This window comes from Martinezella lusitana (assembly GCF_900094565.1).
In the GTDB taxonomy this organism is placed as follows: Bacteria; Pseudomonadota; Alphaproteobacteria; order Rhizobiales; family Rhizobiaceae; genus Rhizobium; species Rhizobium lusitanum.
The window spans coordinates 184,106-209,249 of record NZ_FMAF01000009.1 but is presented as its reverse complement, the minus strand read 5'-3'; the positions used below and the strand labels follow the sequence as shown (position 1 = coordinate 209,249).

The 25,144-nt window shown below is 59.1% G+C and carries 25 protein-coding genes and 2 pseudogenes; 9 read left to right on the top strand and 18 right to left on the bottom strand.

The genetic code is table 11. From position 1 onward, the window contains the following. The first annotated feature begins 171 nt into the window (after positions 1–171). Together GA0061101_RS20120 and GA0061101_RS20115 are read left to right on the top strand one after the other, a co-directional pair. Positions 172–2,103, top strand: coding sequence for a methyl-accepting chemotaxis protein (locus GA0061101_RS20120; protein ID WP_081938850.1), 1,932 nt, complete (start codon positions 172–174; stop codon positions 2,101–2,103). Next, entirely contained in the window at positions 2,103–2,579 is a 477-nt protein-coding gene (locus GA0061101_RS20115) for a chemotaxis protein CheW (RefSeq protein WP_037200143.1), read from the top strand. Before GA0061101_RS20120 ends, GA0061101_RS20115 begins: the two co-directional genes overlap by 1 nt. A 546-nt stretch (positions 2,580–3,125) precedes the next feature. On the opposite strand, the gene GA0061101_RS20110 is transcribed toward GA0061101_RS20115, so the two are convergent. The 11 genes and pseudogenes from GA0061101_RS20110 to GA0061101_RS20065 form a co-directional block, all read right to left on the bottom strand. Continuing rightward, on the bottom strand, positions 3,126–3,620 hold the full coding sequence (locus tag GA0061101_RS20110) for a GNAT family N-acetyltransferase (RefSeq protein ID WP_037200141.1): 495 nt from the start codon (positions 3,618–3,620) through the stop codon (positions 3,126–3,128). Between the two features lie 207 nt (positions 3,621–3,827). Beyond that, positions 3,828–4,946, bottom strand: a complete 1,119-nt coding sequence (locus GA0061101_RS20105) for a serine hydrolase domain-containing protein (RefSeq protein ID WP_037200177.1) — start codon at positions 4,944–4,946, stop codon at positions 3,828–3,830. A gap of 123 nt (positions 4,947–5,069) precedes the next feature. Continuing rightward, positions 5,070–5,460, bottom strand: a pseudogene (locus GA0061101_RS40170) (tyrosine-type recombinase/integrase); the annotation flags it as partial. A gap of 444 nt (positions 5,461–5,904) precedes the next feature. Next, on the bottom strand, positions 5,905–6,636 hold the full coding sequence (locus GA0061101_RS40165) for an epoxide hydrolase family protein (protein ID WP_245297510.1): 732 nt from the start codon (positions 6,634–6,636) through the stop codon (positions 5,905–5,907). 19 nt (positions 6,637–6,655) lie between these two features. Further along, positions 6,656–6,967 (bottom strand): alpha/beta fold hydrolase, encoded by a 312-nt coding sequence (locus GA0061101_RS20095; protein ID WP_051964149.1) that lies wholly within the window; start codon positions 6,965–6,967, stop codon positions 6,656–6,658. A gap of 189 nt (positions 6,968–7,156) precedes the next feature. Beyond that, positions 7,157–8,158 carry a zinc-binding dehydrogenase gene (locus GA0061101_RS20090; RefSeq protein WP_037200140.1) on the bottom strand — a complete coding sequence of 334 codons (1,002 nt, stop codon included), beginning with the start codon at positions 8,156–8,158 and terminating at the stop codon, positions 7,157–7,159. Between the two features lie 66 nt (positions 8,159–8,224). Beyond that, on the bottom strand, positions 8,225–8,980 hold the full coding sequence (locus tag GA0061101_RS20085; protein WP_092574602.1) for an SDR family NAD(P)-dependent oxidoreductase: 756 nt from the start codon (positions 8,978–8,980) through the stop codon (positions 8,225–8,227). 167 nt (positions 8,981–9,147) lie between these two features. After that, positions 9,148–10,089, bottom strand: coding sequence for a LysR family transcriptional regulator (locus GA0061101_RS20080; RefSeq protein WP_037200136.1), 942 nt, complete (start codon positions 10,087–10,089; stop codon positions 9,148–9,150). Between the two features lie 359 nt (positions 10,090–10,448). Then, positions 10,449–10,538, bottom strand: a pseudogene (locus GA0061101_RS41090) (winged helix-turn-helix transcriptional regulator); the annotation flags it as partial. 75 nt (positions 10,539–10,613) lie between these two features. After that, the gene (locus GA0061101_RS20070) at positions 10,614–12,032 is read right to left on the bottom strand and encodes a sensor histidine kinase (protein WP_037200135.1); all 1,419 of its coding nucleotides are present in this window, start codon (positions 12,030–12,032) and stop codon (positions 10,614–10,616) included. After that, on the bottom strand, positions 12,033–12,698 hold the full coding sequence (locus tag GA0061101_RS20065) for a response regulator (protein WP_037200134.1): 666 nt from the start codon (positions 12,696–12,698) through the stop codon (positions 12,033–12,035). A gap of 266 nt (positions 12,699–12,964) precedes the next feature. Between GA0061101_RS20065 and tcuC the strand changes: the two genes are divergently transcribed. The 3 genes from tcuC to GA0061101_RS20050 all read left to right on the top strand — a co-directional run bounded on the left by tcuC (position 12,965) and on the right by GA0061101_RS20050 (position 15,857). Next, entirely contained in the window at positions 12,965–14,263 is a 1,299-nt protein-coding gene (tcuC, locus tag GA0061101_RS20060) for an MFS transporter (protein ID WP_037200132.1), read from the top strand. A 92-nt stretch (positions 14,264–14,355) separates the two neighbouring features. Then, positions 14,356–15,135: a substrate-binding domain-containing protein gene (locus tag GA0061101_RS20055; protein WP_052224476.1), complete on the top strand. Its 780-nt coding sequence runs from the start codon at positions 14,356–14,358 to the stop codon at positions 15,133–15,135. Positions 15,136–15,191: 56 nt separating this feature from the next. Then, a complete protein-coding gene (locus tag GA0061101_RS20050) occupies positions 15,192–15,857 on the top strand; it encodes an IS6 family transposase (protein WP_092574600.1) in 666 nt (221 codons plus the stop codon). Positions 15,858–16,183: 326 nt separating this feature from the next. On the opposite strand, the gene GA0061101_RS20045 is transcribed toward GA0061101_RS20050, so the two are convergent. The 3 genes from GA0061101_RS20045 to GA0061101_RS20035 all read right to left on the bottom strand — a co-directional run bounded on the left by GA0061101_RS20045 (position 16,184) and on the right by GA0061101_RS20035 (position 17,976). Further along, entirely contained in the window at positions 16,184–16,567 is a 384-nt protein-coding gene (locus GA0061101_RS20045) for a PIN domain-containing protein (RefSeq protein ID WP_081938848.1), read from the bottom strand. Next, entirely contained in the window at positions 16,564–16,764 is a 201-nt protein-coding gene (locus tag GA0061101_RS20040; RefSeq protein WP_037200130.1) for a type II toxin-antitoxin system VapB family antitoxin, read from the bottom strand. Before GA0061101_RS20040 ends, GA0061101_RS20045 begins: the two co-directional genes overlap by 4 nt. 360 nt (positions 16,765–17,124) lie before the next feature. After that, entirely contained in the window at positions 17,125–17,976 is an 852-nt protein-coding gene (locus GA0061101_RS20035) for a LysR substrate-binding domain-containing protein (protein WP_037200129.1), read from the bottom strand. A gap of 87 nt (positions 17,977–18,063) precedes the next feature. On the opposite strand from GA0061101_RS20035, the gene GA0061101_RS20030 reads away from it, so the two are divergent. The 3 genes from GA0061101_RS20030 to GA0061101_RS20020 all read left to right on the top strand — a co-directional run bounded on the left by GA0061101_RS20030 (position 18,064) and on the right by GA0061101_RS20020 (position 20,211). Next, complete coding sequence (locus GA0061101_RS20030) at positions 18,064–18,765, top strand: haloacid dehalogenase type II (RefSeq protein ID WP_037200128.1); 702 nt, start codon at positions 18,064–18,066, stop codon at positions 18,763–18,765. 21 nt (positions 18,766–18,786) lie between these two features. Then, positions 18,787–19,578 (top strand): aldolase, encoded by a 792-nt coding sequence (locus tag GA0061101_RS20025; protein WP_092574597.1) that lies wholly within the window; start codon positions 18,787–18,789, stop codon positions 19,576–19,578. 258 nt (positions 19,579–19,836) lie between these two features. Further along, positions 19,837–20,211: a DUF4260 domain-containing protein gene (locus tag GA0061101_RS20020; RefSeq protein WP_037200125.1), complete on the top strand. Its 375-nt coding sequence runs from the start codon at positions 19,837–19,839 to the stop codon at positions 20,209–20,211. 168 nt (positions 20,212–20,379) lie between these two features. On the opposite strand, the gene GA0061101_RS20015 is transcribed toward GA0061101_RS20020, so the two are convergent. From GA0061101_RS20015 to GA0061101_RS20000, 4 genes are all read right to left on the bottom strand, one after another. After that, positions 20,380–21,324, bottom strand: a complete 945-nt coding sequence (locus GA0061101_RS20015; RefSeq protein ID WP_051964142.1) for a DMT family transporter — start codon at positions 21,322–21,324, stop codon at positions 20,380–20,382. Positions 21,325–21,327: 3 nt separating this feature from the next. Continuing rightward, a complete protein-coding gene (locus tag GA0061101_RS20010; RefSeq protein WP_037200170.1) occupies positions 21,328–22,008 on the bottom strand; it encodes a GntR family transcriptional regulator in 681 nt (226 codons plus the stop codon). 113 nt (positions 22,009–22,121) lie between these two features. Further along, complete coding sequence (locus tag GA0061101_RS20005; RefSeq protein WP_037200124.1) at positions 22,122–22,475, bottom strand: RidA family protein; 354 nt, start codon at positions 22,473–22,475, stop codon at positions 22,122–22,124. 38 nt (positions 22,476–22,513) lie between these two features. Beyond that, entirely contained in the window at positions 22,514–23,761 is a 1,248-nt protein-coding gene (locus tag GA0061101_RS20000; protein ID WP_037200122.1) for a D-amino acid dehydrogenase, read from the bottom strand. A gap of 214 nt (positions 23,762–23,975) precedes the next feature. On the opposite strand from GA0061101_RS20000, the gene GA0061101_RS19995 reads away from it, so the two are divergent. Continuing rightward, positions 23,976–25,070 (top strand): ABC transporter substrate-binding protein, encoded by a 1,095-nt coding sequence (locus tag GA0061101_RS19995; RefSeq protein ID WP_037200120.1) that lies wholly within the window; start codon positions 23,976–23,978, stop codon positions 25,068–25,070. Positions 25,071–25,144: the final 74 nt, after the last annotated feature.

Genomic DNA, 25,144 nt, shown 5'->3' with positions numbered 1-25,144 from the left:
TGGCCGATCAGCAGCGGATAGAACATTCCGGCACGCGAACCTGACTAGCTGAAACCTGACCGCGCGCTCCCCTTGGGATCCCCGGGATCAACCCGCTCCCATTCGCTGTACCTTGGGGCGAAAGGCAAACTGCTTCGCTTTCGCCACCGTTCGATCATCAAAGGTTCGACAATGTCCGCATTCACCAATCTGAAGATACTCACCAAGATTTCCTTAGCCTTTGCAGTCGTCATCCTCCTGAGTATCATCGTCTGCGTCATCAATCTGAGCGGTCTTGCCCGCCAGAATCAGGCGGTGGCGATTACGGAACACACCTACCTGGTTCTTTCCAACCTCGATAAGATCGTGGCGTCGATGGTCGACCAGGAGACCGGGTTGCGCGGTTACCTTATCGCCGGCGACGAAGCGTTTCTGGCTCCGCAGAAGGCGGGACAGGCGACTTACAGGCAGGCTCTCGGCGACGTCAAAAATCTGACGGCAGACAATCCTGTCCAGCAGAAACGTCTGGCCGATCTCGACGGTTACGTCTCCGACTGGACCGACAAGGTGCTCGAAAAGGAAAAAACGCTGATGCAGGCCTCCGCCACCCGGGAGCAGGCCCGGGCGATGGAGAGCGCCGGTGCCGGCAAGCAGTTCATGGACGCCATTCGCGCCAAGGTTCGCGAGATGCAGGACGAAGAGCGTGGGCTGCTCGGCAAGCGGAACGCGGAATCGAAACAAGCAGCCGACCAGACCGCATTCAGCAACTATTTGACCAGCGGGTTGACCGTGACACTCTCGGTGGCGGCTCTGTGGCTCGTCTTTCTTCTGGTCGTCAAGCCTATCCGCAACATCAACGAAGCCATGCGCAAGCTTGCGGGCGGTGATAATTCCAGCGCCATCCCTTATATCGAGCGCAAGGATGAAGTCGGAGAGATGGCGGCAGCCGTCCAGGTGTTCCGCGAGAATGCCATTGAGCGAATCCGGCTTGAGCAGGAAACGGAAGCCAATCGCTCGATGAGCGAGAAGGAACGCATCGAGCGTGAAAAGCAGAGGGCGAAGGAAGCTGCCGACATCCAGTTCGCGGTCGACAGTCTCGCAGCCGGCCTCTCGAAGCTGTCGGATGGCGATGTCTCCTACCGCATCGCCCAGCCGTTCACCCAGTCGCTGGATGGCGTTCGCGGCGACTTCAATCAGTCAGCCGAAAAACTGCAGGAAGCCTTGAAGCGGGTTTCCGAGAACGCCCGCGGCATCGATGGTGGCGCGAACGAGATCCGTTCGGCTGCTGACGATCTCGCCAAGCGCACCGAACAGCAGGCGGCCGCCGTCGAGGAAACGGCCGCAGCATTGGAAGAGATCACCACGACCGTCAAGAACGCCACCCAGCGGGCCCAGGACGCCGGTCAACTCGTAGCCCGCGCCAAAGCTGGCGCGGAACAATCCGGCGAGATCGTGCGCCGGGCAGTGATTGCAATGGAGGAGATCGAGAAGTCGTCAGGCGAGATCTCCAACATCATCGGTGTTATTGACGAAATCGCCTTCCAGACGAACCTGCTTGCACTGAATGCCGGCGTCGAGGCGGCGCGGGCGGGCGAAGCCGGCAAGGGCTTTGCTGTCGTTGCCCAGGAGGTACGCGAGCTCGCCCAGCGTTCGGCGACCGCCGCCAAGGAGATCAAGGCGCTGATCACTACCTCCAACGACCAGGTGCATCAGGGCGTGCAACTCGTCGGCGATACCGGAAAGGCTCTTCAGACGATCGTCTCCGAAGTGCAGGAGATCAACCGTCATGTGCTGTCGATCGTGGAATCGGCCCACGAACAGTCCTCCGGGCTCCAGCAGATCAATACCGCCGTCAATCAGATGGACCAGGACACGCAGAAAAACGCCGCGATGGTGGAAGAATCGACGGCCGCAAGCCATAGCCTTGCCAGGGAAGTTCAGTCGTTGAACCAGCTTCTTTCTCAGTTCAAATTGGGCAGCGGTTCGGCAGGTAGCATCCGCCCTGCGTCCGGACGCGAGGTCCCTGCCGCTTCTCCGGCCAGAGCGCTCGGCCGGAAGATCGCGTCGGCCTTCTCCGGCAACGCAGCCATCGACGCCGGCAAGGACGGCTGGGAGGATTTCTGATGAACCAGATGCTCAGCCACGACGCCGATACGCTGGAGATCATCGCCTTCATGCTGCATGAACAGCAGTTTTGCGTGCGCACCACCTCCATTCGCGAAATCCGCGGATGGGCGCCAGTCACCCCTCTACCGCATACGCCGGCAGAGGTTATGGGGGTGATGAACCTTCGAGGCACAGTGATCCCGATCGTCGATCTCGCGGTCAAGCTCGGGATGGCGTCAGCGGAAACCAGCGAGCGTAGCGCGATCGTCGTCACTGTCGTCAAGGACAAGACCATCGGCCTTATGGTCGATCGTGTCTCGGACATACTGACAATCCGGGGTGACGAGCTTCAACAAGTCCCTGCGGCGGCCGGCATATCTGCCAACGGATATGCCGAGGGGATCTTCGCCCGCGACAAGGACATGATATGCTTCCTCAATCTCGACGTCATATTCGCTACCGGCGAACCGGGTGAATGGGAACAGGCTGCCTGATTTGACATCGGACGCATCGGTGCATGCGATGCGTCCGATAATGCTGAAATTCGCAAAAGCCGCCGGGAGCTTCCATTGCGAAGACGTATTCATCTCTATCAGTTGAAGCTCAGCATGTTTGTCGAGGAGTTGCTCCGGCCGCAGCGGCGATGAACCTGTAGGCAAAAATCGCCTGGACATGACACACAAAAGAGGCCCGCTTCATGGTCGCGCCTTTTTGTCGTTAAGTTTACGATGCGACGGCAGGTTGTTCTGTTGCATTGCGCATGATCCTTGTTGCGGGGTGTCAGGCGTGACGCCGACGCGGACGACGCGTGAGAGAAGGCAGGAAAGCCCCTGCCATGGCGGCTGCGACGTGGAAGGCGAAGCGTGACATCCGTCGCCATGCCGGCGGCCGCAGTTGCGGTATCGCCGACCACGCTGGCAAACAGTGCACTCATCAGTAATGAGCCGGTGATCAGGCCGACCTGACACATTGCCTTAGCCCAGCTTGCGTGGCCTGAATTGCTGCTCCGATTGAGAAACCGTGCGACATTCGCCACGAGCCTATCGCGCGACTGGCATCAGGGCTTTTTGAAAACGATGGGTAGGGACCAAAAATCCACCGCCGGAGCCCTCAGGGACCCAAAGAGCATCGTCAAACGACGCAGACAGGTTCCATCCTTCCCGCTTATAGAACTTTTCGGCCCGACTATTGCCGGCCGTGCAAAACAACTCGGCCTCTTGCACGCCTTTTTCAAACAAGAGCTCTTCGGCAAAGGATAGCAAGGCATGGGCTACGCCGGTTCCGCGAGCGCTTTTGCCGACATAGAGTTTGACGACCTCGGCATCTTTAACGTAGACAAATCCAACTAGCTGGGCATCGATCGCGACGTAGAACGTGTCGCGCGCCTCCTTCAGCCAGATTGCAAAGTGACTTTCGGTCCGGAATGCCAGAACCTCAGGGGGAACGAGATCGGCATGAGCATCATGCCATCCTCGATGCCAGAGGTGTAAGATTTTTGCATGGTCTGCGGTTTCCGCTGGACGGATCTCGAGCATACTTCTTCTCCCGAAGTGTCGCGAAATTGGTCGTGAACAGACGTCTCTAATCAAGAACCGAGAGCAACAGCGTGCGTTTGTTGGCTAGTCCATCGCGACCGCCGAATGCGCGGCGACAAACTGGATGAGATGAGATTCGTATTGCCTCAACAGCCATGGGCAGCAGCGTCCTCGCAAATGCCGCGACACTGTTTCGTCCAACAGGCGTCAGGCGTTGTAGATCGCCCGAGCGATATCACGTGGATAGGTTCCCAAACAACCTTCTACCGCCGTGTTGGACATGATCACAGTGGAAATGCCTTTCACGGGATCTATAAACCAGCTGTGTCCATAAACTCCGCCCCACGTTATCGATCCTTTCGACATCGGAACCTCTGCCAAAACTGGATCCTGGATCACTCCACCCAAAAAGGAGAATCCTTGTCCTGGTTCGCCTGGGCGTGGGATGTTGCCGATCTGGTTGAGAAGCGCGGCCTTCGCCGTCTCGGCCTTCAAGATGGGTGCGCCACCGCGACGAACAGCTTCGAGAAAGGCAATTAAATCCGGCGCGGTTCCCACCATGCCCGCACCGCCGGACTGGAAAGCCTTGGGATTGAACAGCCGGATCGGTGCAAAAGTCAGCAGATTGCCGGCATCATCGGGAACCAGATGATGATCTCCCATTCTGACGGCCGCCGGACTGGCGTCAGCATAGGGTGTGGCAAGCCGTTCGGGATCGCTGAGAGAGAAGCCGGTGTCGTTCATTCCCAGCGGCTCGGCCACATGATGATGCACCGCCTCTCCCAAACTGCACTCCTCGATCTGGGCGATTACTGCCCCAAGGACATCGATGGCGATCGAGTAAGACCAAAGCGTACCTGGCACGGCCAGGAGCGGAAAGGTCGCTAGTCGGCTGAAGTTTTCCTCGAAATCGAGATCTGTGTCGGCAAGGCCGGCATTGAACATCCGCTCGGATGGTGTGGTTTCCGGATCTGCGCCATAGCTCAGACCTGCCGTATGCGTCAGAAGGTGGTGTATGGTGATATCGGCTATCTCCCCGTCCGGCCGTTTCGGCCGGAAGTAGGGGAGATAATCTCGCACAAGGTCGCCAAGCGACAGCCTGCCCTTGTCGATGAGAGCTAGAGCGGTTGCTGCCACGAGCGGTTTGGTCACGGACGCGAGGCGGAATATGGTCCGCGTTTCAGTGGGCTTTCCGATTTCGCGATCAGCATAACCAGCAGCGCGGCTATAGATGGTCTCTCCGTCTTTGACGACGATCACGACAGTGCCGACGATCTTGCCGGCCACTATCGCCCTTTCGATAACCGCGTCGATCCGCGTCTTCATCGCAACCATCCTCCGGTACTTCCGAATAAGCAGGCGCACAACGACATATTCTGCTTTGTACCGCAAGGCGGCGCAGCGCCGATAGTGTCGTGTAGAACTGCAAGTAATCCTCGATGCCGCGGCTCAAATGCTCAATCGAGCTGCCCGACCCTGCTTGCGTTCGGTATTGTTGTAGTAACTCGCCGCCTGCGGCACCGATTTGTGCAGCGACTGCTGCATAGCCTCCTGCAGGGGGGACGGCACGATTGGCTGCTTCGGTCAGATAGCCCGATCGGAGCCCGTGCGCCGAAAACTCTTCTGGATCGAGACCCGCCTGCTTGCACCGGGTCTTCAGGATCAGATTGACCGATTGCGGCGTCAACGCCCGCCGGCCGACATTGCTCCATTGGTCGATCGGACGGAACACAGGCGCAATGTCGATCCTGGACTCCTCGATCCATCGTTTTAGGGCCTCGACCGGCCGGCCAATCAGAACAACATGAGCTCGGTCTTCGCCCGCCCTTGTCGACTTCGTTCCAGTAGACGAGGTTTGGCCAATGGGCTTCGGCCCATGCCTTCGGCGCCCGGTAGATTTCCTTCGGGAAGATCGTCGCCGCCATCGGCAGCTCGATACGACCAGCGTCGAATCCCCCGCCGTTGCGCGCGTTTTCCCAGTAGTTCCGAGCGGAAGAGGCCGCAGTGTCCGTAAACCAGTATAGGGAGATGTCGTCGAGCATCTCGTCGACGGTCAAAGCGTCTTCTGGTTCACCGCGGTTATCGGTCCAGGCCTGAAACTTCTCGTAGATCCATGTTGCCTGGCCGACCGGGGAGTCGGCAAGCGCGTAGCCGATTGTCTGTGGACGCGTTGCCTGTTCCTTGAAATAGCCGAACTGGTCGTTGGCAAACTTGGCGGCCGCATACATCGCTGCCTTTTCCTCGGGGTCGGATTGTCCGGGAATTTTTCCGGGAAGACGAGCGGCTAGTTGACGTGAGCTGCGACAAGCCCTGCAGGCCGGATGTGGCCGAGGGCATGGGTCACGCCGGAACCCCACTCCCCACCTTGTGCGACCCACTTGCTGTAGCCAAGACGGGTCATCAGCTCGGCCCAAGCTTTCGCCGTGCGTACGACGTTCCATCCCTCTGCCTGGGGCTTGTCCGAAAACCCGAAGCCGGGCTGAGAGGGAATGACGACGTGCAACGCGTCCTCAACTGTGCCGCCGTGCGCGGTCGGGTTGGTGAGTGGCCCGATAACCTTGAGGAACTCCACCACCGACCCTGGCCATCCATGGGTCAGGATGATCGGCAGGGCGTTCTCATGCTTCGATTTCACATGGATGAAGTGAATGCCGAGCCCGTCGATCTCAGTGCGGAATTGTGGATAGGCGTTGATGCGCTTCTCGAAGTTCCGCCAGTCGTATTTGCTCTCCCAATAAGCGATAAGCGCCTTCGCCTTTTGAAGAGGTACGCCCTGGGACCAGTCAGACGCCGTTTCCTTCTCGGGCCAGCGGGTGTTCTTCAGCCTTTGCTTGAGGTCGTCGATCGCCGACTGCCGCACGGACACACTGAACGGCTTGATGTCTTTCGAAGCCGGCGGAATGTTTAGGCCGGATGTCTGAGCCGCCGCTTGCGAAACGAAGGCGGTCGCGGCAGGCAGGGCGAGAGCAAGCTGTAGCATGCGCCGACGCGAAGAGTCAGTCGATTGAAGTGTCATGGCTTTTTCCTGGAGAATCTTAGTTGAGGAAGTCGATGATGTGTTTCAGGGTTTCTTCCGGCTGCTCTTCGGCAATGAAGTGGCCGCTGTCAGCGATCTTGAAGACCTGCAGATTGGTCGTCTTTCGCTCAAGGGTCGTCTTCAGCCAGACGTAACCGGGGCCGCCGAGCGCCAGAACCGGCATCTCGAGTTTGGCGTAGTCGCCATCATCGATGATGTCTTGTGGAAAGGCCTGATACCAGGCGTTGCCGGCGCGGATTGCATCGCGGCTCGCGTAAGCCGCCGCATAGACGGCGCGGTCGCGGGCGTCGATCCTGCTTTCATCCTTCATCAGGTAGCGGAAGAACCACTTTTGCTCGATCTCTCATGTTCTGGTTTTATGATGGTTGGGTTGTCGACGATCCGTTGAAATATCGGATCAAGATTAGACCTGCGCGTAGCGAGCGCCGATGTCTGGATTTGCTCCGCCTGGATGTTCTTGTTCCAGATTTCGGCTCTCGTGCCGCAACGGGGCAGCTTGCTAGTAGGAGGAAAGCAGGACCGTCCCAGTCTTGCCAGGCATTTCGACGAGCGCCGCCGCCTTGCCGACGTCTGCCAGATCGAATGTCTTCTCGACCGGGAAAAGCTCCGGTTTGCCCGCGGCCAGTTCTATCGCCAGCTTGAGATCGGCTTTGCGGATTTTGACTGGTAGGCTTGCCCACCGCCCAACGGTCACGCCCGATATCCGGATGTCGCGCGTCGAAAAGTAAAGTGCGGAGACCGAGATCGGCTGCCCGGACAGATCGCCATAGGATACAAGGCTGCCACCTTGAGCGAGCAGCCCGGCGGCCGCACTGGCAGTCTCGCCGCCAACAGGGTCGAGCACGACCCCGATCGGATGACCGTCCGCCGCAGATATGACATTCTCCTGCCAGCCGGGCTTGTCGGTCGAGACAACAGGCAGATCCGGGAACACCACGTTGAGTTCGTTCACGCCGGCTTCCCGCCGGACGACGCCGACCACGTCGAAGCCACGATCGAGAAGCAGTCCGATCAGGAGTCTGGCGACCGCGGATCCGGCGGCGGTGAGAACGAGTACGTCGCGGCCCGGCTTCGCGCCGGATGTTTCGACGGCGCGCAGAAGGAGCGCCGCCGTCAGCGGATTGACGTGAAGCTGCGCCGCGGCTTCATCAGATACGTCATCGGGGATTTCGGTGACGTATTCGGCCGAGACGATGGCCTTCTCGCTCCACGCGCCCTTGCCGGGAAAAAAGGCGACGCGGGTGCCCGGCTTCAGGTCGACGCCATCACCTGCTTCCTCGACGATGCCATAGCCCTCGAAGCCGACACGCACACCCTCTTTCGGAACCACCGCTCCCGACTGGTAGCGTCCCGATACGCCGAGAAGGTCGCCGTGGTGGACCGGCCGAAGCAGCACCCGGATCAGCACTTCGTTGTGCTCGGGACGCTTGGGATCTTCGACTTCGACAGCCTGAAGAACGTCCTCAGGCTTTCCATGCTTGAAATACACTGCGGCACGCATCGCGGGCTCTCCTTGAGAATGAGAATGAGAATGGGGAGCGGCTGTTGGCCGCTCCCGCTGCGGGAGTTAGACTTGGGCCTGGCCGCCGTCGGCGAAGAGCTCGGCGCCGTTGACGAAGCTCGCATCGTCGGAAGCCAGGAACAGGGTGGCCTTGGCGATCTCCTCGGATTCGCCGACGCGGCCGAGCGGGATGCGTGAGGCGAGATAGTCGAGCAGGCCCTGCTGCTGTTCCTTGTCGTCACCGGCAAGCTCGACGAGGCCGGGGGTGCGTGTTGCGCCGGGCGAGACGACGTTGACGCGGATGCCGGTGCCCTTCAGGTCAAGCGCCCAGGAGCGGGCCAGGTTGCGGACGGCGGCCTTGGAAGCGAAGTAGACAGAGAAGGCAGCCGTACCTTCCGTGCCGGCGGTCGAGCCGGTCAGCACGACCGACGAGCCCTTGCTGAGCAGCGGTAGCGCTTTCTGAACCGTAAAGATGACGGCCTTCACGTTGCGGCCGAAGGTGTCGTCGATCTGCTCCTCGGTGATCTGACCGAGCGGCAGCATGGTGCCGCCGCCGGCGTTGACGACGAGGGCGTCAAGGCGTCCCTGTTCCGCCTTCACCTGGGCGAACAGCTTGTCGAGATCATCGTTGCTGGAGGAATCGGCCTGGACGCCTACCGCGCCATGGCCGATCTCGGCCACTGCCTTGTCGAGCGCGTCCTTGCGGCGGCCGGTGATGTAGACGCGTGCGCCTTCGGCGGCAAAGAGCTTGGCGGTCGAGAGCCCGATGCCGCTGGTTGCTCCGGTGACGACGGCGATCTTGTTTTCAAGCCTGTTGGTCATTTTATTCTCCTGATGCTGGGCGCGCAGAAGGGTTCAGCCCGAATGCGCGGCCTGTTGAAAATCTAAAACTGTTCGGGAGGTGGCGTTGGCCGTTGGCCTCGTCGCCGTCCGATGAGGAGAAATTAGTTCGTCAGATCGGCAGTGAGAAGCCGCTCAGGGTAGAGACATTATCCATGTGGATGGATGGTCTGCGTCGTCACATTGCGTCGCGCGTCGACGGCTTCGAATACCTTTGCCGCCCATTCCGTGAAGGCGCGCAGCCGCGGGTTTGGAAATCGATCAGCGGGATAGACGAGGTGCAGGGGATGATTGTCCGGCTTCCAGTCGGGCAGCAGTTCGACCAGCGCCCCCCTCTCGAAATGAGGCCGTGCCAGGAAACCGAAGCTTTGGCCGATCCCCAGTCCTGCGAGCAGCGCGTTCAGGTGCGCGGTGCTCTCGTTGACAGAAATGCCGCTGGAGGTTGGGAGATACTCGCTTCGCTCTTCGCCGCGCTGAAAGCGCAATGGAAACCGCTTTCCCGATGACGCTGAGAAATAACTGACGATCCGATGCTTCTCGATATCACCAGGCCGCTCCGGCAACTCCATGCCATCCAGATAGGCGGGCGACGCGCAAATCACGTAGTCCAGTTCGCACAGCTTCCGCGCCTTCATCGACGAGTCACCGAGGGCTCCGCCGCGAATGACGCAATCGATCCCCTCGCTGATGAGGTCGGCGGGGCGATCGCCGACGCCTAGCAAGAGGTCGATATAAGGGTACTGGTGCTGAAAATCGGAGAGCGCAGGTATAAGGATTTGATTTGCAAGCACCGAGCCAATATCGACGCGCAGCTTTCCCTTACGCGCACTACGCGAACCAGCGACAGTGCCGTCCATGTCATCGAGATCGGCGAGGAGCTTGAGCGCGCGCTCGTGATAGGCGGCGCCCTCGGTGGTCATCGTGACTGATCGCGTCGTGCGCTCTACGAGCTTTGTTCCTAGATGCGCCTCGAGATCCTGCACGAGCTTGCTGGCGGAGGACCGGGGCAGGTTCAACGTGTCAGCCGCCCTGGCGAAGGAGCCAGCTTCGGCGACGCGGACAAATGTTCGAATAGCAAGTAGCTGATCCACGGGAGACCTGACAGATAGGTGAAGGTATTCTTCATCTACACTTGGTCGGCGACGAGCACTATGCAGGTTCTTGAAAAAGGCGGATAAATTTGCGCCGTTCGATGGGATGTGGAACGAAAGTGACTAATAATGTTAGATCTTTTCTAACGGAGTGAAGGTTCACAATCCATCAACCGCATGGGTTGGAGTAGTATGCACTGAGGGCTAACGCGGTCCTAGAAACTATCGTTTCGGAATGCCTTAATCAGACATAGTGCAGGCATCATCGCTGAGGGACCCTGGAGGGCGAGAAGAAGCGGAAAGTTTATGCACAGCCCCATGCCGATTATCGCAAGCGAGGGCAGCTCCTGTTCTAACCCCTCTTCCAGGAACTGGACTCGGCGCAAGCATGGCGAAGGAGACAGCCCAACTTCTTTCGCCACGTCGATGTTGGAAATGCGTCCGTCCCGGAATCAAGCTAATAGCATCTGATATCTGTCTGCAGGGCCGATGCGCGCTGGCCCTCACAGCACTGGCTCGCGTTCCTAGTCCAGCGACTTCGATTGAAAGAGGCGCAGGCTGAGCCGGGCGCTCAAGCCGTGGCCCGAAGCGGTCTCGCCGAGAGTGATCAAGCCGCCATGGAGATCGGCGATACGGCGCGCGATCGCAAGACCGAGCCCCGAACCCGGCTTCGCGTCGCCACGGGCAATCTGGTAGAAGCGTTGAAAGACACGACTACGTTCCTCCTCGGGAATACCCGGCCCTTCATCCTCAACCGCGATTGTCCCGGTCGTCGCGTCCAGCATCACGCGCACCGTTACGCAACCGCCTTCGGCACTGTGTGCAATCGCGTTATCGACAAGGTTGGCAATGATTTCCCTGAGAAGCAGCGGATTGCCCGTGACGTTGATGGGGTCGTCCGGCGCATCGAGCACGATGTCGACATTGCGGTTCAGAGCCTTGGGGACGTGCTCGGCCAGGACGTCGGCGGCAAGGCGGGCGAGATCGACGCGCTGATCTAGATCGACCGCGCCGCTTTTCGCATCGACTCGCGCCAGCACGATCAACTGCTGAAGCGTGCGTTGCAGGCGCGTCACACCGTTCTGCGCTTCGCCGAGCGTTGCCAGAAGATTGTCCTGGCCTACAGCCTGCCGCTCCAGAAGCTCAAGATGCAGCTTGATACCGCCCAGCGGCGAGCGCAACTGATGAGAGGCATCGGCGGTAAAATCGCGCACGCCGGCGATCGTTTCATCCAGCCGCTCCATCAACGTGTTGATCGCCGAGACGAGATCGACGGCCTCTTCAGGCACCCGTGCGGTATCGATGCGGGCAAAGGGGATGGCGCCCGGTGGCGCCCGTCCCAGAAGCTCCTGACTGATCTCGGTGAGCGGCAGAAGCCCGCGCAAAATGGCCAGATAGGAGAGAATGGCGGCAGCACTCAGGAGAACGGCTTCAAAAAACACGAGGACGACGAGCATCCGCGCTTCCATATTGAGCCGGCTATTAAGCGTCTCCGCCATTCTGAAGGTGAGCGGACGTGCAAAGCCTTCGATGGTGCGGCTCGTCATCGCGATCCGCACCTGGTTGTCACTTAGATCGGCCGGCACATGCGTGATCCGGCCGAGGGGCGCGGGGCGCGTGTCCAGCGCACAGAGCTCCCGGTCGCCTCGCTGAAAGCCGGCATCGTCGGATATGCAAAAGGCAAATGTGTCATCTGTCTCGCCGCCCAGGATCTCGATGGCGCCCTGCGCCACCGTGTTGTCGAAATGCGCCGGCCCCCGTGCCGTCGCCCGATCGATGATAGAGACGAGCGCCGCATCAAGTAGGCGATCCTGCGTCAGGCTCACGACGCTATGGATGAGAAATGCGCCGCCGATGCCGAAAACGATCGCCAACACAGCGACCGGCAACACCATATTTTGCAAAAGGCGCCGACGGATGGACGGCGCGGCGCTCGCGTCCATTCACTCGACCTCGAGAATATAGCCGACCCCACGGATTGTGCGAATATTGGGGCCATGCGGCTCAAGCTTCTTGCGCAGGCGGCCGAGATGCAGTTCCACGGCATTGGGCGTGAGGGCATCGTCGAAATTCGAAATCGCCGAGGCGAGCCGCTCCTTCTGCACGACCTGGCCTGCGCGGCTGAGAAGAAGAACTAGGACTGAATATTCCCTTGGACGCAGGAAGAGCGTGCGTCCGGCGAGCGTTACCGTGCTGGAGTTACGATCAATCGATAGAGCGCCTACGGTCAACATCGGGCTGGGTTGGTTCTGGCCGCGCCGGACGAGCGAGCGCACGCGGGCCTCGAATTCCTCGAGCGCGAAGGGCTTGGTCAGATAGTCGTCGGCTCCCACGTCGAGCCCGGCGACCCTGTCGGGAATGGCATCGCGCGCGGTCAGGATCATCACCGGCGTTGTCGAACCGGCCTGCCGCAACGCTTTCAGAACCGTGAGCCCATCCATTTCGGGCAAGCCGAGGTCGAGCACGACGAGCGCATAGTCTTCCTCAAGGGCTGCGGAGAGACCGTCGCGGCCATTGTCGACACGATCAACCGCATAGCCGGCGACCACAAGGGCCGCCACGATCCCGCGCGCCAACGACGGGTCATCCTCCACAATGAGGACCCGCATGCCTTCCTCCGTGGTCACGATTTGCTTCGGCCTAGATCAAGCACGGAGGATGGGTCCGCGACAAGACAATTTCGTGCCGCTCCGGCGGCGTGACAGGATGGTGACAGGAAATCCGATGTAAGCGGTTGGAAATGAGTTTGGTAAAGCGGCATGTCGCGGCCTGCCGTCGATAAGCGGCGTGGGCTAACACGAGTGACGCGCGACCGTTCGCATGGAGACCGGAGGACCCCAAGCTGGGTAGGTCTCATGCATAGGGAGAGACAACCATGACAGTAAGTACACGCTCATCCCGCGTTGGCACCGTATTGCGCGTGACAAGCGGCAATTTCCTTGAAATGTTCGACTTTTTCCTCGTCGGCATCTATGCCAGCAACATTTCCAAGACCTTCTTCCCGTCGAACAATGAAGTTGCATCGCTGATGCTGACCTTCATGACCTTCGGCGCGGGCTTTCTGATGCGACCGCTCGGAGCGATCTTTCTCGGGGCCTATGTCGACAAGATCGGCCGCCGCCAGGGCCTCATCGTCACGCTCAGCATCATGGCGCTCGGCACCGTGCTCATTGCCTTCGTGCCCGGCGTCCAGACGATCGGTCTCTTCGCACCGCTTCTCGTTCTAATCGGCCGCCTGTTGCAGGGCTTTTCCGCGGGTGTGGAACTCGGCGGCGTCTCAGTCTATCTGGCGGAGATGTCGACGCCCGGCAAAAAAGGCTTCTATGTATCATGGCAGTCGGGCAGCCAGCAGGTTGCCATCATGGTCGCGGCCGTCCTCGGCTATGCGCTGAACTCCCTGATGCCACCGACCATGATGTCGGAATGGGGCTGGCGCATACCGTTCTTCATCGGCTGCGGCATTGTACCGTTCCTGTTCTATATCCGGCGCTCGCTCGAAGAAACGCAGGAATTCGCCGCCCGTCAACATCGCCCGACAATGACGCAGCTCTACCAGACGCTGGCCACCAACTGGGGCATCGTTCTGCTCGGCATGCTGATGGTCGTCATGACGACGGTCTCGTTCTATGCCATCACCGTTTATACGCCGACCTTCGGTAAGAGCGTCCTGAAGCTTTCGGAGACCGACAGTCTTCTCGTGACGTTCTGCGTTGCCCTGTCGAACTTCTTCTGGCTGCCGGTCATGGGCGCTGTTTCCGACCGCATCGGCCGCAAGCCCGTACTCGTGGTCTTTTCGGCGCTCTCGCTCGTGACAGCCTACCCGGCCATCGCCTGGCTCGTCGCCGCACCGAGCTTCGAGCGCATGCTGATCGCCGAACTCTGGCTCAGCTTCCTCTATGCCAGCTATAATGGCGCTATGGTGGTTGCCCTGACGGAGATCGTGCCGCCGATCGTGCGGACAGCGGGCTTCTCGCTTGCCTATTCACTGGCGACGGCGATCTTCGGCGGCTTTACGCCAGCCATCGCCACCTGGCTCATCCAGGAGACCGGCGACAAGGCAGCTCCAGGCTACTGGCTCGCCTTTGCAGGCGGTTGCGGTCTGGTGGCGACGCTTCTGGTCTACCGCAAGGTGACGGACGGCGCGCGGGCCAGCGCCATCACCGCCAAGGCATGACAGACGACGCGGGACGGCGCCATTTTCTGTCCCGCTCTCTTCACTCAGTCTCTTTCATTGAAATTCAATCCCAACAAAGAGGAGTTTTTGGGATGAAACGCATCGCAGCGGCCTTCGCCGCCTTCTTTTTGGTTGTCGCCCCCAGTGCATTTGCCGATACGATCAACGTCGTTTCCTCGGGTGGTTTCGCTGCGGCCTACAAGGAACTCATTCCGGAATTCGAGAAACGGACCGGCAACAAGGTCGTCTCCCAATGGGGCCCGTCGATGGGCACGACCAAGAATGCTGTGCCGCAGCGCTTGGCCCGCAATGAAGATATCGACGTCCTGATCATGGTTGGCGAGGCGCTCGACAATCTGATTGCAGACAAAAAGGTCATTGCCGATACGCGCATGCCGCTGGCCCAGTCCGGCATTGGCATTGTCGTCAAGGAAGGCGCGCCGGCTCCTGACGTCAGCACGCCCGAAGCGCTGAAGACAGCGCTTCTCGGTGCCAAATCCGTCGCCTATTCGGACAGTGCCTCCGGCGTCTATATCGAAAAGGAAATGTTCGACAAACTGGGCATCAAGGCCGAAATGGCCGGCAAGGCCAAGATGATCCCGGCCGTGCCGGTCGGTTCGGTCGTGGCGTCGGGCGAATATGAGATTGGCTTCCAGCAGGTGTCCGAGTTGAAGCCGATCACGGGCATCAAGCTCATCGGTCAGGTACCCGGCGACCTGCAGAAGATCACCGTCTTCTCGGCGGGCGTGGTTGAAGGATCTCATCACGTAGCGGCCGCCCGCGCGTTGATCGACTTCCTCGCCGATCCCGCCAACGCCGCCGTCATCCGCGGCAGCGGTATGGAGCCGCTCGGCAAGGCTGCGGCCAAGTAATCCGGGCGGCACCGTAACGTTATTCGAGCATCGCTCAAAATGTGGGATCTGGCGGCATGACCAGATCTGCACGTGATCCTCTCTATCGTCGTCACCGGTTTCCGCTCAGCCTGCGCATGGTAGAGGATATGCTGGCAGCCCGTGGTGTCATCGTCTCTCACCAAACCGTAGGACTGTGGGCCGAGAAATTTGGCAGGTGCTTCGCCAATGATATCCGCGAGCGATCAGCCGGCAGGCTCGGTGACAAATGGTACCTCGACGAGGTGGTCATCACCATTCGGGGAAAGAAACACTGGCTCCGGCGCGCCGTGGATCAGGATGGTTTCGTCCTCGACGTTCTGATCCAAAGCCGCCGTAATGCCAAGGCTGCAAAGCGTTTGATACGCAAGCTTCTGAAAGGGCAAGGTTCTACCCCGCGCGTCATGATCACCGATAAGCTTCGATCCTATGACGCGGCGAAGCGGGAGATCATGCCCGGCGTCGAGCACCGTTCTCACAAAGGGCAGAACAATCGGGCGGAGAATTCCCATCAGCCGATCCGGCGACGAGAGCGGATCATGAAGCGCTTCAAGTCGCAGCGACATCTACAACGCTTCGTCTCCATCCATGATCCGGATTTTGCCAACCTGTTTCATATCCCGCGCCAAGACACTCCTTCTGCACATTGTCGCGAGGTGCGAGCGGCCGCGATGCAGATGTGGAGCGAGATCGCCCATCTGTAGGTCGCTTGATCACAGACCTCGTGCCGCACTTTAACCCGAGACCGATAACTTTACAGTGCCCCATAAAGTTTGACGCCTGCGTGAATTTGGAATTCGTTTCTGTTCCGATGAGCGATGTGAAATGCGGGTGATGGCACCATGGTAGATCTCCGGAGAGCAAGAGTTCCATAAGTTCCATTACCTATTTGGAAGGTCGTAAATCGCTGATATCGCTTCTTTAATTAGGATTGATATTGAAATTTCAATCGCGGGATCATCGGTTCTGGTCTCATCAAGAGCAGGGGTTCGCAAAACCTATCTGAAGCACTAGACCTATGGCATCAGCATTAGTGAGGCGCGTTGACCGGGATATGCAGTGAGGCTTGTGCCTTTTTCGCTGCTGCCCGCAGACGCTTGTCTTTGGTCCATAAGGACACTTTGTGGTCAAGAAGAACGGACGCCAGCAAGTGAGCATCCGTGTAGCCAATGCCCATACTGAAAATACCATGTCGATCGATCATTATCATGATTTCGTCATGTGTTGCGACGACTGCACCGCGCTGGGCCGACAGGAAAGCTATCACGTCACTGCGATCCCGAAGGCTGCCAAGAGCCAGCTCGCCGATCACGCACGGATGGCAGAGCAGTCGATCATCTTCAATAATCCTGCGCAACTCCGCGTCAGCAGATCGGAAATGATCAATCCAGATCGAAGTGTCAGCTAGTATCACTTAACTGTCGCGCTCCGGCGGCGCGGAGGTGCCTCGGCGTCCGGCATGGTTCCTCCGAGCGCGATGAGGCGTTTTCCGGACTCTACACGAACAAGCGTCTCCAATGCTTGGCGAACGACCGCCGCGGTTTCCTTGGTCCCGGTCAATGATTTCGCCCTATCCATGAGTGCGTCATCAAGATTGATAGTAGATCGCAATAGTCGAATCCCTTATTGAAGCATCTAAAATAGCACCAGTTGGTGATAAAATCTACGCCTCATTTCTGCTTAACGCAGGCAGGCATCGCCTTCAATCCAGAAAAAGGGGGGCCGCTGTTCAAATTGGTTCAAGGCGGCCGATAATCACCGTACGCGCCTTGCAGTTGTGTGCGCCTCGCTCTTGGCCTGCGACATCGACTGACATGGAAATGGAATTCCCTTTCGTCAATATCACCTCGGTGGTTTCCTCGCCGGATCGCGTGCCTCCGGGCTTGCGGGTAAACTTCGGGTACGTCCGCCACTTGCGCGGGCTCCTTGGCTGCGAACGGCACGCGAGCAGCGGTCGAATGGACACCACTATCACAAGATATTCGCAAGAAATTTCCCGACGGACTGGGCTTCTGTCGAGAGGCTCGCCCGTCCTTTCACCAGTGCCATCTCAGACGGGGGCTGATCGTCGAACCCATCCGTGGGCCCGAGTTTTCGGTGTTCAGGAAGTATGGCATCGGAAGGCAGGAGACTGATTCCAAGACCGGAAGCGACGGCTGCTTGCACCCCCATCAAACCCTGGCTGGTGTAGGCGATCCGCCAGCGACGACCGCTGCGCTCCATCGCTCGGATGGCACGATCCCGATAGATGCAGCCGACGGGAAACACCGCGAGTGGCACTGGATCCGCTTCGACAGAACGGGCGGCGCTCTCCACCCATATCAGTTCTTCTTTCCAGCTCGCGAGACAAGCCCCATCTCCGGGCTCGCGCTTGATCAGCGCGAGGTCGATCTCGCCCATATCAAGCAGGCGACGAAGCTCAATGCTCCAACCGCTAACTGTGTCGAGCCTGATATGTGGCGATGCGGTCGAAAATCCCCACAGCAGATCAATGAGGCGCCGCCCGGCAAAATCCTCCGGTACGCCGAGGCGAACGGTTCGCGGTGCCAGAGGTTTTCGCATCACCTCGGCAGCCTCATCTGCCATGGCGAGTATTCTACGGGCATAGCTCAGCAGCAACTCGCCGGCTTCCGTGGTTTCAACGGTTCCGGTCGATTTACCCCGACGTAGCAGCGAGGTGCCCAAATTGACCTCCAGCTTCTTGATCTGCTGGCTCACCGTCGATTGTGTCAGATGCACCCGTTCGGCCGCTTTGGTAAAGCCGCTACAGTCGACAACTGCAGCAAAGGTTCTCAAGAGATCCAGATCGAAGCCCAGGCTCATTTGATTTCTCGATGAAGATGATGATGAGATTTAATTTCTCAATTGGTTCAGCTTTTGTCAACCTCGGGAAACCGAAGGAGACGAGAGATGACACTGCCTGGAGCCAGACCAACATGGTTGACCTTTGATTGCTACGGAACCCTCATCCAATGGGACGAAGGGCTGCTTGCAGCGGTGGACCGGATATTATCCCCGAAAGGTCGCGATATCGATCACAAGGCTTTCATTACGGTCTATGACCGCTATGAACATGCGCTGGAAGAGGAGCGTCCTCACCGAACTTTTGCCGCGGTCAGTGCCCTTGCCCTGGAGCGGGCCATGGTTGAATTCGACCTCCAGTTCACGCCTGCGGATGCCGGGATCCTGACATCCTCGATCGGCAAGATGCCGCCGTTTCCAGAAATCGTAGCAACGTTGGAAAAGCTGAAGGCCGCGGGTTTCCGCCTTGCGATTATCTCGAATACAGACGACGCGATCATTGCCGGCAATGTCGCCCAACTTGGTGGCTTTATCGACCGCGTCATCACCGCTGAGCAGGCCGGGGCCTACAAGCCATCCCGGCAGATCTTCCATCATGCCTGGAAAACCCTGGGCATCGGTATGGAGGATTTGGTGCATATCTGCGCCAGCCCGCATCTCGACCTTGCGGCGGCGCGCGAACTCGGCTTTCGTACGGTCTGGGTCGATCGCGGAACAGGCCGCAAGCCGCTCGCTGACTACCACCCGAACGAAATCGTGCCGACCCTCGGCAGGGTGCCTGCCGTCCTTGCCGCAGCGGGCTGGATATAACTTAAGGAGGTGGAGATAACCATGGCTCACGAACTGAATGTCTCAAAGGCAAATGCCGCTGTTCGCCGCAATGTCTCGCTGGAGACCGATGAGATATGGCAGGCACGGGTTGATCTGGCTGCCTGTCTGCGGATGGCGGCGCGGCTGGGGTTGGAAGAGGGGATCTGCAACCATTTCTCGGCCGTCGTTCCCGGCCACCCCGATCTCTTTATCGTCAACCGTCTTGGCTGGGCCTTCCAGGAGGCAACGGCTTCATCACTGCTGATCTGCGATTTCGAGGGCAATGTGGTCGCCGGCGACGGCGTGCCGGAAGCGACCGCTTTCTACATCCATGCCCGCCTTCAGAAGATGGCCCCTCGGGTGGGGGCTGCCTTTCATACCCATATGCCGAATGCAACGGCGCTCAGCATGGTGGAAGGCGAACCGCTGGTCTGGGCAGGGCAAACCGCGCTCAAGTTCTATGGCCGTGTTGCGGTGGATGAGAATTACAACGGTCTGGCGCTGGACGAAAGCGAAGGCGACAGGATCGCAGCGGTGCTCGGCGACAAGGATATCCTGTTTATGAAGAACCATGGTGTCATGGTCTGTGCGCCCAATATCGCCGAAGCATGGGATGATCTCTACTATCTCGAACGTGCTGCCGAAGTTCAGCTGAAAGCAATGGGGTCGGGCCGCAAACTGCTGCCGGTTTTGCCCCATGTTGCTGCCGAAGCGGCGCGGCAGATGCGCGAAGGGGATCCGGAAAGTGCGCGCATGCATCTGGCAAGTATTCGACGCGTGCTTGACCGGGAGGCGCCGGACTATCGAGACTGATCATGTTAAGCTTGTCGGTACCCATCACGCGTGGCGCACGGCTTTAGCCCTTCAGCAGCTTGCGCACCAGGCGTTTGGCTGCCTTGGCATTGCGGCGGCTTTTTTTCTTGCGGCGGATCAAAAGGTCAGTCAGAGGCATCATCAAAGCGTCTCAAAGACCGAGATATTCATTTTTGAATAGCCGATAGTAGAATTTAGTCAATTTTGTATGCCCATCGTCGATGTTATCACTCCGACATAACAGTTGGAGATAGGGTTATGACTGGTTTCGTCACTGGAATACCAAAGGTGCTTCTTCGCCTTGAGGGGCTTGGGGTACTCGTTGTCGCCACCGCTTGGTACGCCAAACTGGATGCCAGTTGGTGGTTGTTTGCCGTCCTGATCTTGGCCCCCGACCTGTCAATGGTCGGCTACCTAGCCGGGAAAAAGGTGGGGGCCGCGCTTTACAACGCGGCCCACTGGTACATCCCACCGCTCGCTTTGATCGCTTGGGGTATGGCTGGTCAGGCGCCTGTGGCGTTGGCCGTCGGATTGGTATGGGCTGCCCATATCGGCCTAGACAGAGCGCTCGGCTACGGGCTCAAATATGCAGAAGGATTTGGCATGACACATCTGGAGTCAATCCGGCGCTAAAGAACAATACGAATTAACAAGACCAGTTACGACCAGGATCCCGTCGGAAAAGCATCATCGCTTTAGGCAAGTTTTTGGTTTGCCTTACGAATTTATTGGCAGAAAGGATTTGCAATAACAGGGTCGTCGCATCGTATCGCTTTCAAGAGCAAACAGAGCGTAAACATTTCAGCTGCGTCGGGACGTAACTATGATCGCCGATACACCTGCCAAGATCAGTGCAATCCCAATCATTGAGAGAAGCGCCGGTTTCTCATCGAGCGCTACCCATCCAAGCACGACGCCGACCAGCGGATTGACGTAGGCGAAGGTGGATACGACCGTTGGCGGATAGATCTTCATGACCGTAATATAGGCCAGAAGGCTGGCCACGGAGCCGAAGATCGCCAGATATAAAAATGCCGTCAGCTGGACCGGAGCGATATCAACCGGTGGCAAAAGAGATGTCTGGCTCGTCCAGCAGATGACGGTCAGAACGATTGCCGCCGACAGCGTCTGCAGTCCGGCAGACCAGACCGGCGAAGTGGCTGCAAATAAAGGCTTCTGGATCAGGCTGCCGATCGACCATGTCAGGCCTGCGGCGCAGAGAATGAATGCCAGCCAGACCGCGTATCCGGTCTCGACCGATGCTGAACCGGCCAGGAAGACCGGCGGCCCGACGATAAGAAACAGGCCGGAAAGGCCGATGCCCAGCCCCACAACCACATTGCGCGATGGAGGCGTGCGGTCGATGACGCTGGAGATCAGCGTTGTCCAGATCGGGATCATGCCCATGGCCATGACGATGAAACCCGAGGCTGCATGCCGGGATGCCAGCGTCGCAAGTCCGTTGCCCGTCACCCACATCAGAATGCCGGAGGCCGCACAGATGACGATCTGTTTTGCCGAAAGAACGGGAAAGCGTCGAGTGCGAGAGAGGCCGATCGCAATCAACAGGGCAGATGCCGACCACATCCGCCATGTCTGCAATTGCAACGGCGCGATGGAGGGTGGTCCAGTGACGGCAATCTTGACCGCGAAATACGTGCTTCCCCAAACGAGATAGACGACCAGCAGATTGCCGAGATTGGTCCAGGAGGTGCTGCGCGAGGTCGTGCCATCGATAAGGGACATGGTTCAGGCTTCCCGCATGAAGATACGGGCAAGACCTTCCTTCATCGTTTCCGTGGCGTCGGCGGCGCTGATCCGGATATGGTCGCCCATGATCTGCGACGCCGTCTGCCCGTCCCGTTTCAGCATCGCTTCGGCAATCCTGTTGTGCTCGGTATAGGTGGTTGAAAGACGCCGATGTTTTTCCACTTCGATCTGCCGGACGAAATGGATGCGGGTGTTGATGCCCTCGATCATCTTGGCAAGCTCGGGATTGCCTGAAAGCTTTGCGATACGCATGTGGAATTCCTCGTCCTTGGCCGTCAGGTCCGCGCTGGAGAGGGCATCCGCCATGGCCGAGGTCTTCTGCCACCAGTCGAACAGCGCCCGCAATTCGAGATCCGAGGCATGTTCCGACGCCAGTCGCACCGCCCGCTCTTCCAGCAGAATGCGGACATCGGTCAGGTTGAGGATTTCCTCGACATCGAAGCCGCGGCAGAAGAAACCACGATTGACCTGAAACGTGATCAAGCCTTCGGTCACGAGCCGTTGCAGCGCTTCGCGGATCGGGCTGCGGCTGACCTGCATCTTTGCCGCAAGTTCCAGTTCGTTGATCCGTTCGTTCGGCTTGAACCGGTATTCCATCGCCATACGGCGAATTTCCTCATAGACACGAGGTCCGGTCTTCGCAGGTTTCGATGCCAACACGTCTTGATCCTCGAGGTTGTGGCGACAGGACGGTCGGACAATTGCGCTGATGCCATGCAGCCTGTCAATTGAAACCGGTGCGGCCATGCCAGGATGACCGCACCGGGAACGCTTCATATGCCCGCGATAACGGCAATCTCGACGGTAAATTGCGGGGCTGCAAGCTTAGATTCGACGCAGGCGCGTGCAGGGGCGTTACCGGGCGCCACCCATGCGTCCCAGACCGCATTCATCTCGTTGAATGTCGCGATGTCCGTCAGCCAGATCGATGCGGAAATGAGCTTGCTCTTGTCCGAGCCTGCTTCGGCCAGAAGTTCGTCGGTTTTTGCGAGGATATCGGCCGTCTGCTCGGCAATAGAGGCGCCGGGCGCACGCAGGGCGACCTGGCCTGCAAGAAAGACGAGGTTTCCGTAAGCAACGGCCTGCGACATGCGGGGGCCTGCGCCAAATCGGGTGATCTGGTTCATGTTTTTTCCTTTTCGGTAGGTTGATGGGGATGCTGCTGTCAGGCGGCGCGAGAGATGCTGTCCAGATCGACAGGAGAGCTTCGTCCCGCGATCAGGTCGGCGATAATGCGCGCCGATCCGTGCGACATCGTCCAGCCGATATGACCATGCCCGGTATTGAGCCACAGGTTGTCGATGTTCCGGCGGCCGAGCACCGGAAGGTTGTCCGGCGTCATGGGGCGTAGTCCCGCCCACATATGGGCGCGATCATAGGCGATGCCCTTGGGGAACAGCGATCGCGTCACCTCCATCATGAAGGCGAAATCGGACGGCTTGTGAGACCGGTCGTAACCGGCAAACTCCGCCGTTGCTGTGACGCGGATCGCATCGCCCATCGGGGTGATCGCGACTAGATTGTGCTCGTCGAGGACCGGCACTTTGGGCGCCAGGTCGGGATCGGCGATCGGGATCGTCAGGGAATAGCCCTTGATCGGGTAGATGGGCAGCGAAAGCCCGATCGTGCGGGCAAGCAATGGGCTTTCGCTGCCAAGGCTCAGCACATAATTATCCGCGGTGAACTCGCCCTTGTTGGTCATGACACGGGTAACGCTGTTGCCGCGGCGCTCCAGCTTGAGAATGCGGGTGCCGGTCAGGATGCGGCCGCCGCGGCTGCGGACGATATCGGCCAGCGCCTTGGTGAATTTGGACGAACTACCGGTCTCGTCGGTGGGGCAGAGAATGCCGCCGGCGATGAGGTTGCGCGAGCCGAGCAATGCAGGCTCGCGACGCACGATTTCGTTGGCATCGATGATGCTTATCTGCTGGCCGTCACCTTCCAGAAGCCGCATGTTGCGCACGCCGTTGTCGAGCGCCGCCTTGTTGCGGTGGAAATAAATGATGCCGGACGTGGTGCGGTCATAGGCGATCCCCTCGCGGGCCACCACATCCTGCAGGACGGCCTGCGAATGGGTTGCCAGGCGATGCTTGCGCAGCGTGTTCAACCTCGCCTTTTGCGCCGTGCATTGCATCAGGAAGCGCCACGACCAGCCGTAGAGATGAGGATCGGCCGAGAGGCGGAACCGCAGCGCCTGGTTCTTCAGCACAAGCGATTTCAACAGGATCTTCGGTGCGGCGGGTGACGACCAGACGAAAGAATGACCGGGTGCGATCATGCCGGCATTCCCCCAGCTGGTGCTTTCCGCCACCTGGTTTTCCTGCTCCAGCACCGTCACATCATGGCCGTCCTGAAGCAGCTGATAGGCGGTGGTGATGCCGACGACGCCACCGCCAAGGATCAAGGCATGCATGATCATTTCCTCTCTGTCGAAATTATTGTCGACAATAAATATGCCGAGTGCGCGCTGTCAATATTGATTTTTCGTCTCCCGGAAGTGGATGAATCCGGGGAATAACTGGATTGTCTATTGATGCATGGCAAAAAAATGTTGCGGTGCATCTTGACGGGAAAATTTATTGTCGTTTCTATTGTCGACAATAAATCTCAAACAAGAGGGGTGTGACATGAAGAGCATTTTGTTGAGTGGCGTGTTCGTTCTGGGCCTGTCCATGGCAGCCTATGCGCAGGAAGCGGTTATCGGCGCAATCCTTCCGCTTTCCGGCTCCAGTGCGACGCAGGGAGAAGACCAGCGGCGAGGCATGGAACTTGCGCTGGAGAAGATCAATGCCGGCGGCGGTGTTCTCGGTCACCCGCTCAAAATCGTCACCGAGGATTCCGGCGGACGCACGGCAACCGCGCTGGATGCGGCCAAGAAGCTCGTCACCGTTGACAAGGTGCCCGCCATCCTCGGGGAGTTCTCGTCCGGCATCACCATCCCGATTGCGCAATATCTGCTGCAGCAGGGCCGGGCGCACATCAATATCGGCAGTTCCAGCACCCAGATCCGCACGCTGGGCAAAGGCACCTTCAGTGTCATCGGCCTCGATGACGTCTCCGGGACTTTTGCCGCCCAGGACGTCTTTGCTGACGGCGCCAGGAAGGTTGCGGTCATCGCCCCAAACAATGCCTATGGTCAGGGCATCGCCAACGCCTTCGCCGCCAAGTTCAAGGCGCTCGGCGGCGCCATCACCTCGACGGTTCTTTATACGGAAGGGCAGACGACCTATCGCCGGGAGTTGCAGCAGCTCGGAGCCGGCGCGCCGGATCTCTATGTCTACACCGCCTATGGCAAGGAATCGGCGACCATCAATCGCGAAAGCTTCGAACTCGGCCTCAACGACAAGAAATGGTACGGGCTCTATCTGACCATGTGCACCGCCGACAGCGACCCGCAATATGTCGAGGGCCAGATCGGCATGGATCTCAACTATATCGGCGGCAACGGTGCCGACTACCAGAAGGCTTATGAGGCCAAATACAAGGGCGGCTTCACCTCGACCTTCAACGGCTTCGCCTATGACGGCGTCATGCTGGTAGCCGCTGCCATCAACAAGGCGAACTCGCTCGATCCGCAGAAGATCGAAACGGCGATTGCCGAAATCGGCAAGAGCTACGAGGGCGCCACCGGCCCGATCGTATTGGATGCCGACGGGCAGCGCAGCGCCCAGCCCTATCTTCGCCTGAAGATCGAAAGCGGCAAGGCCATCGCCACCCAGTAAGCACCGTCAGCGCCGGCGTCCTGAGGGAAGACCCATAGGATGCCGGCGCTTCCGATCTTTGCCGATTGAACCGG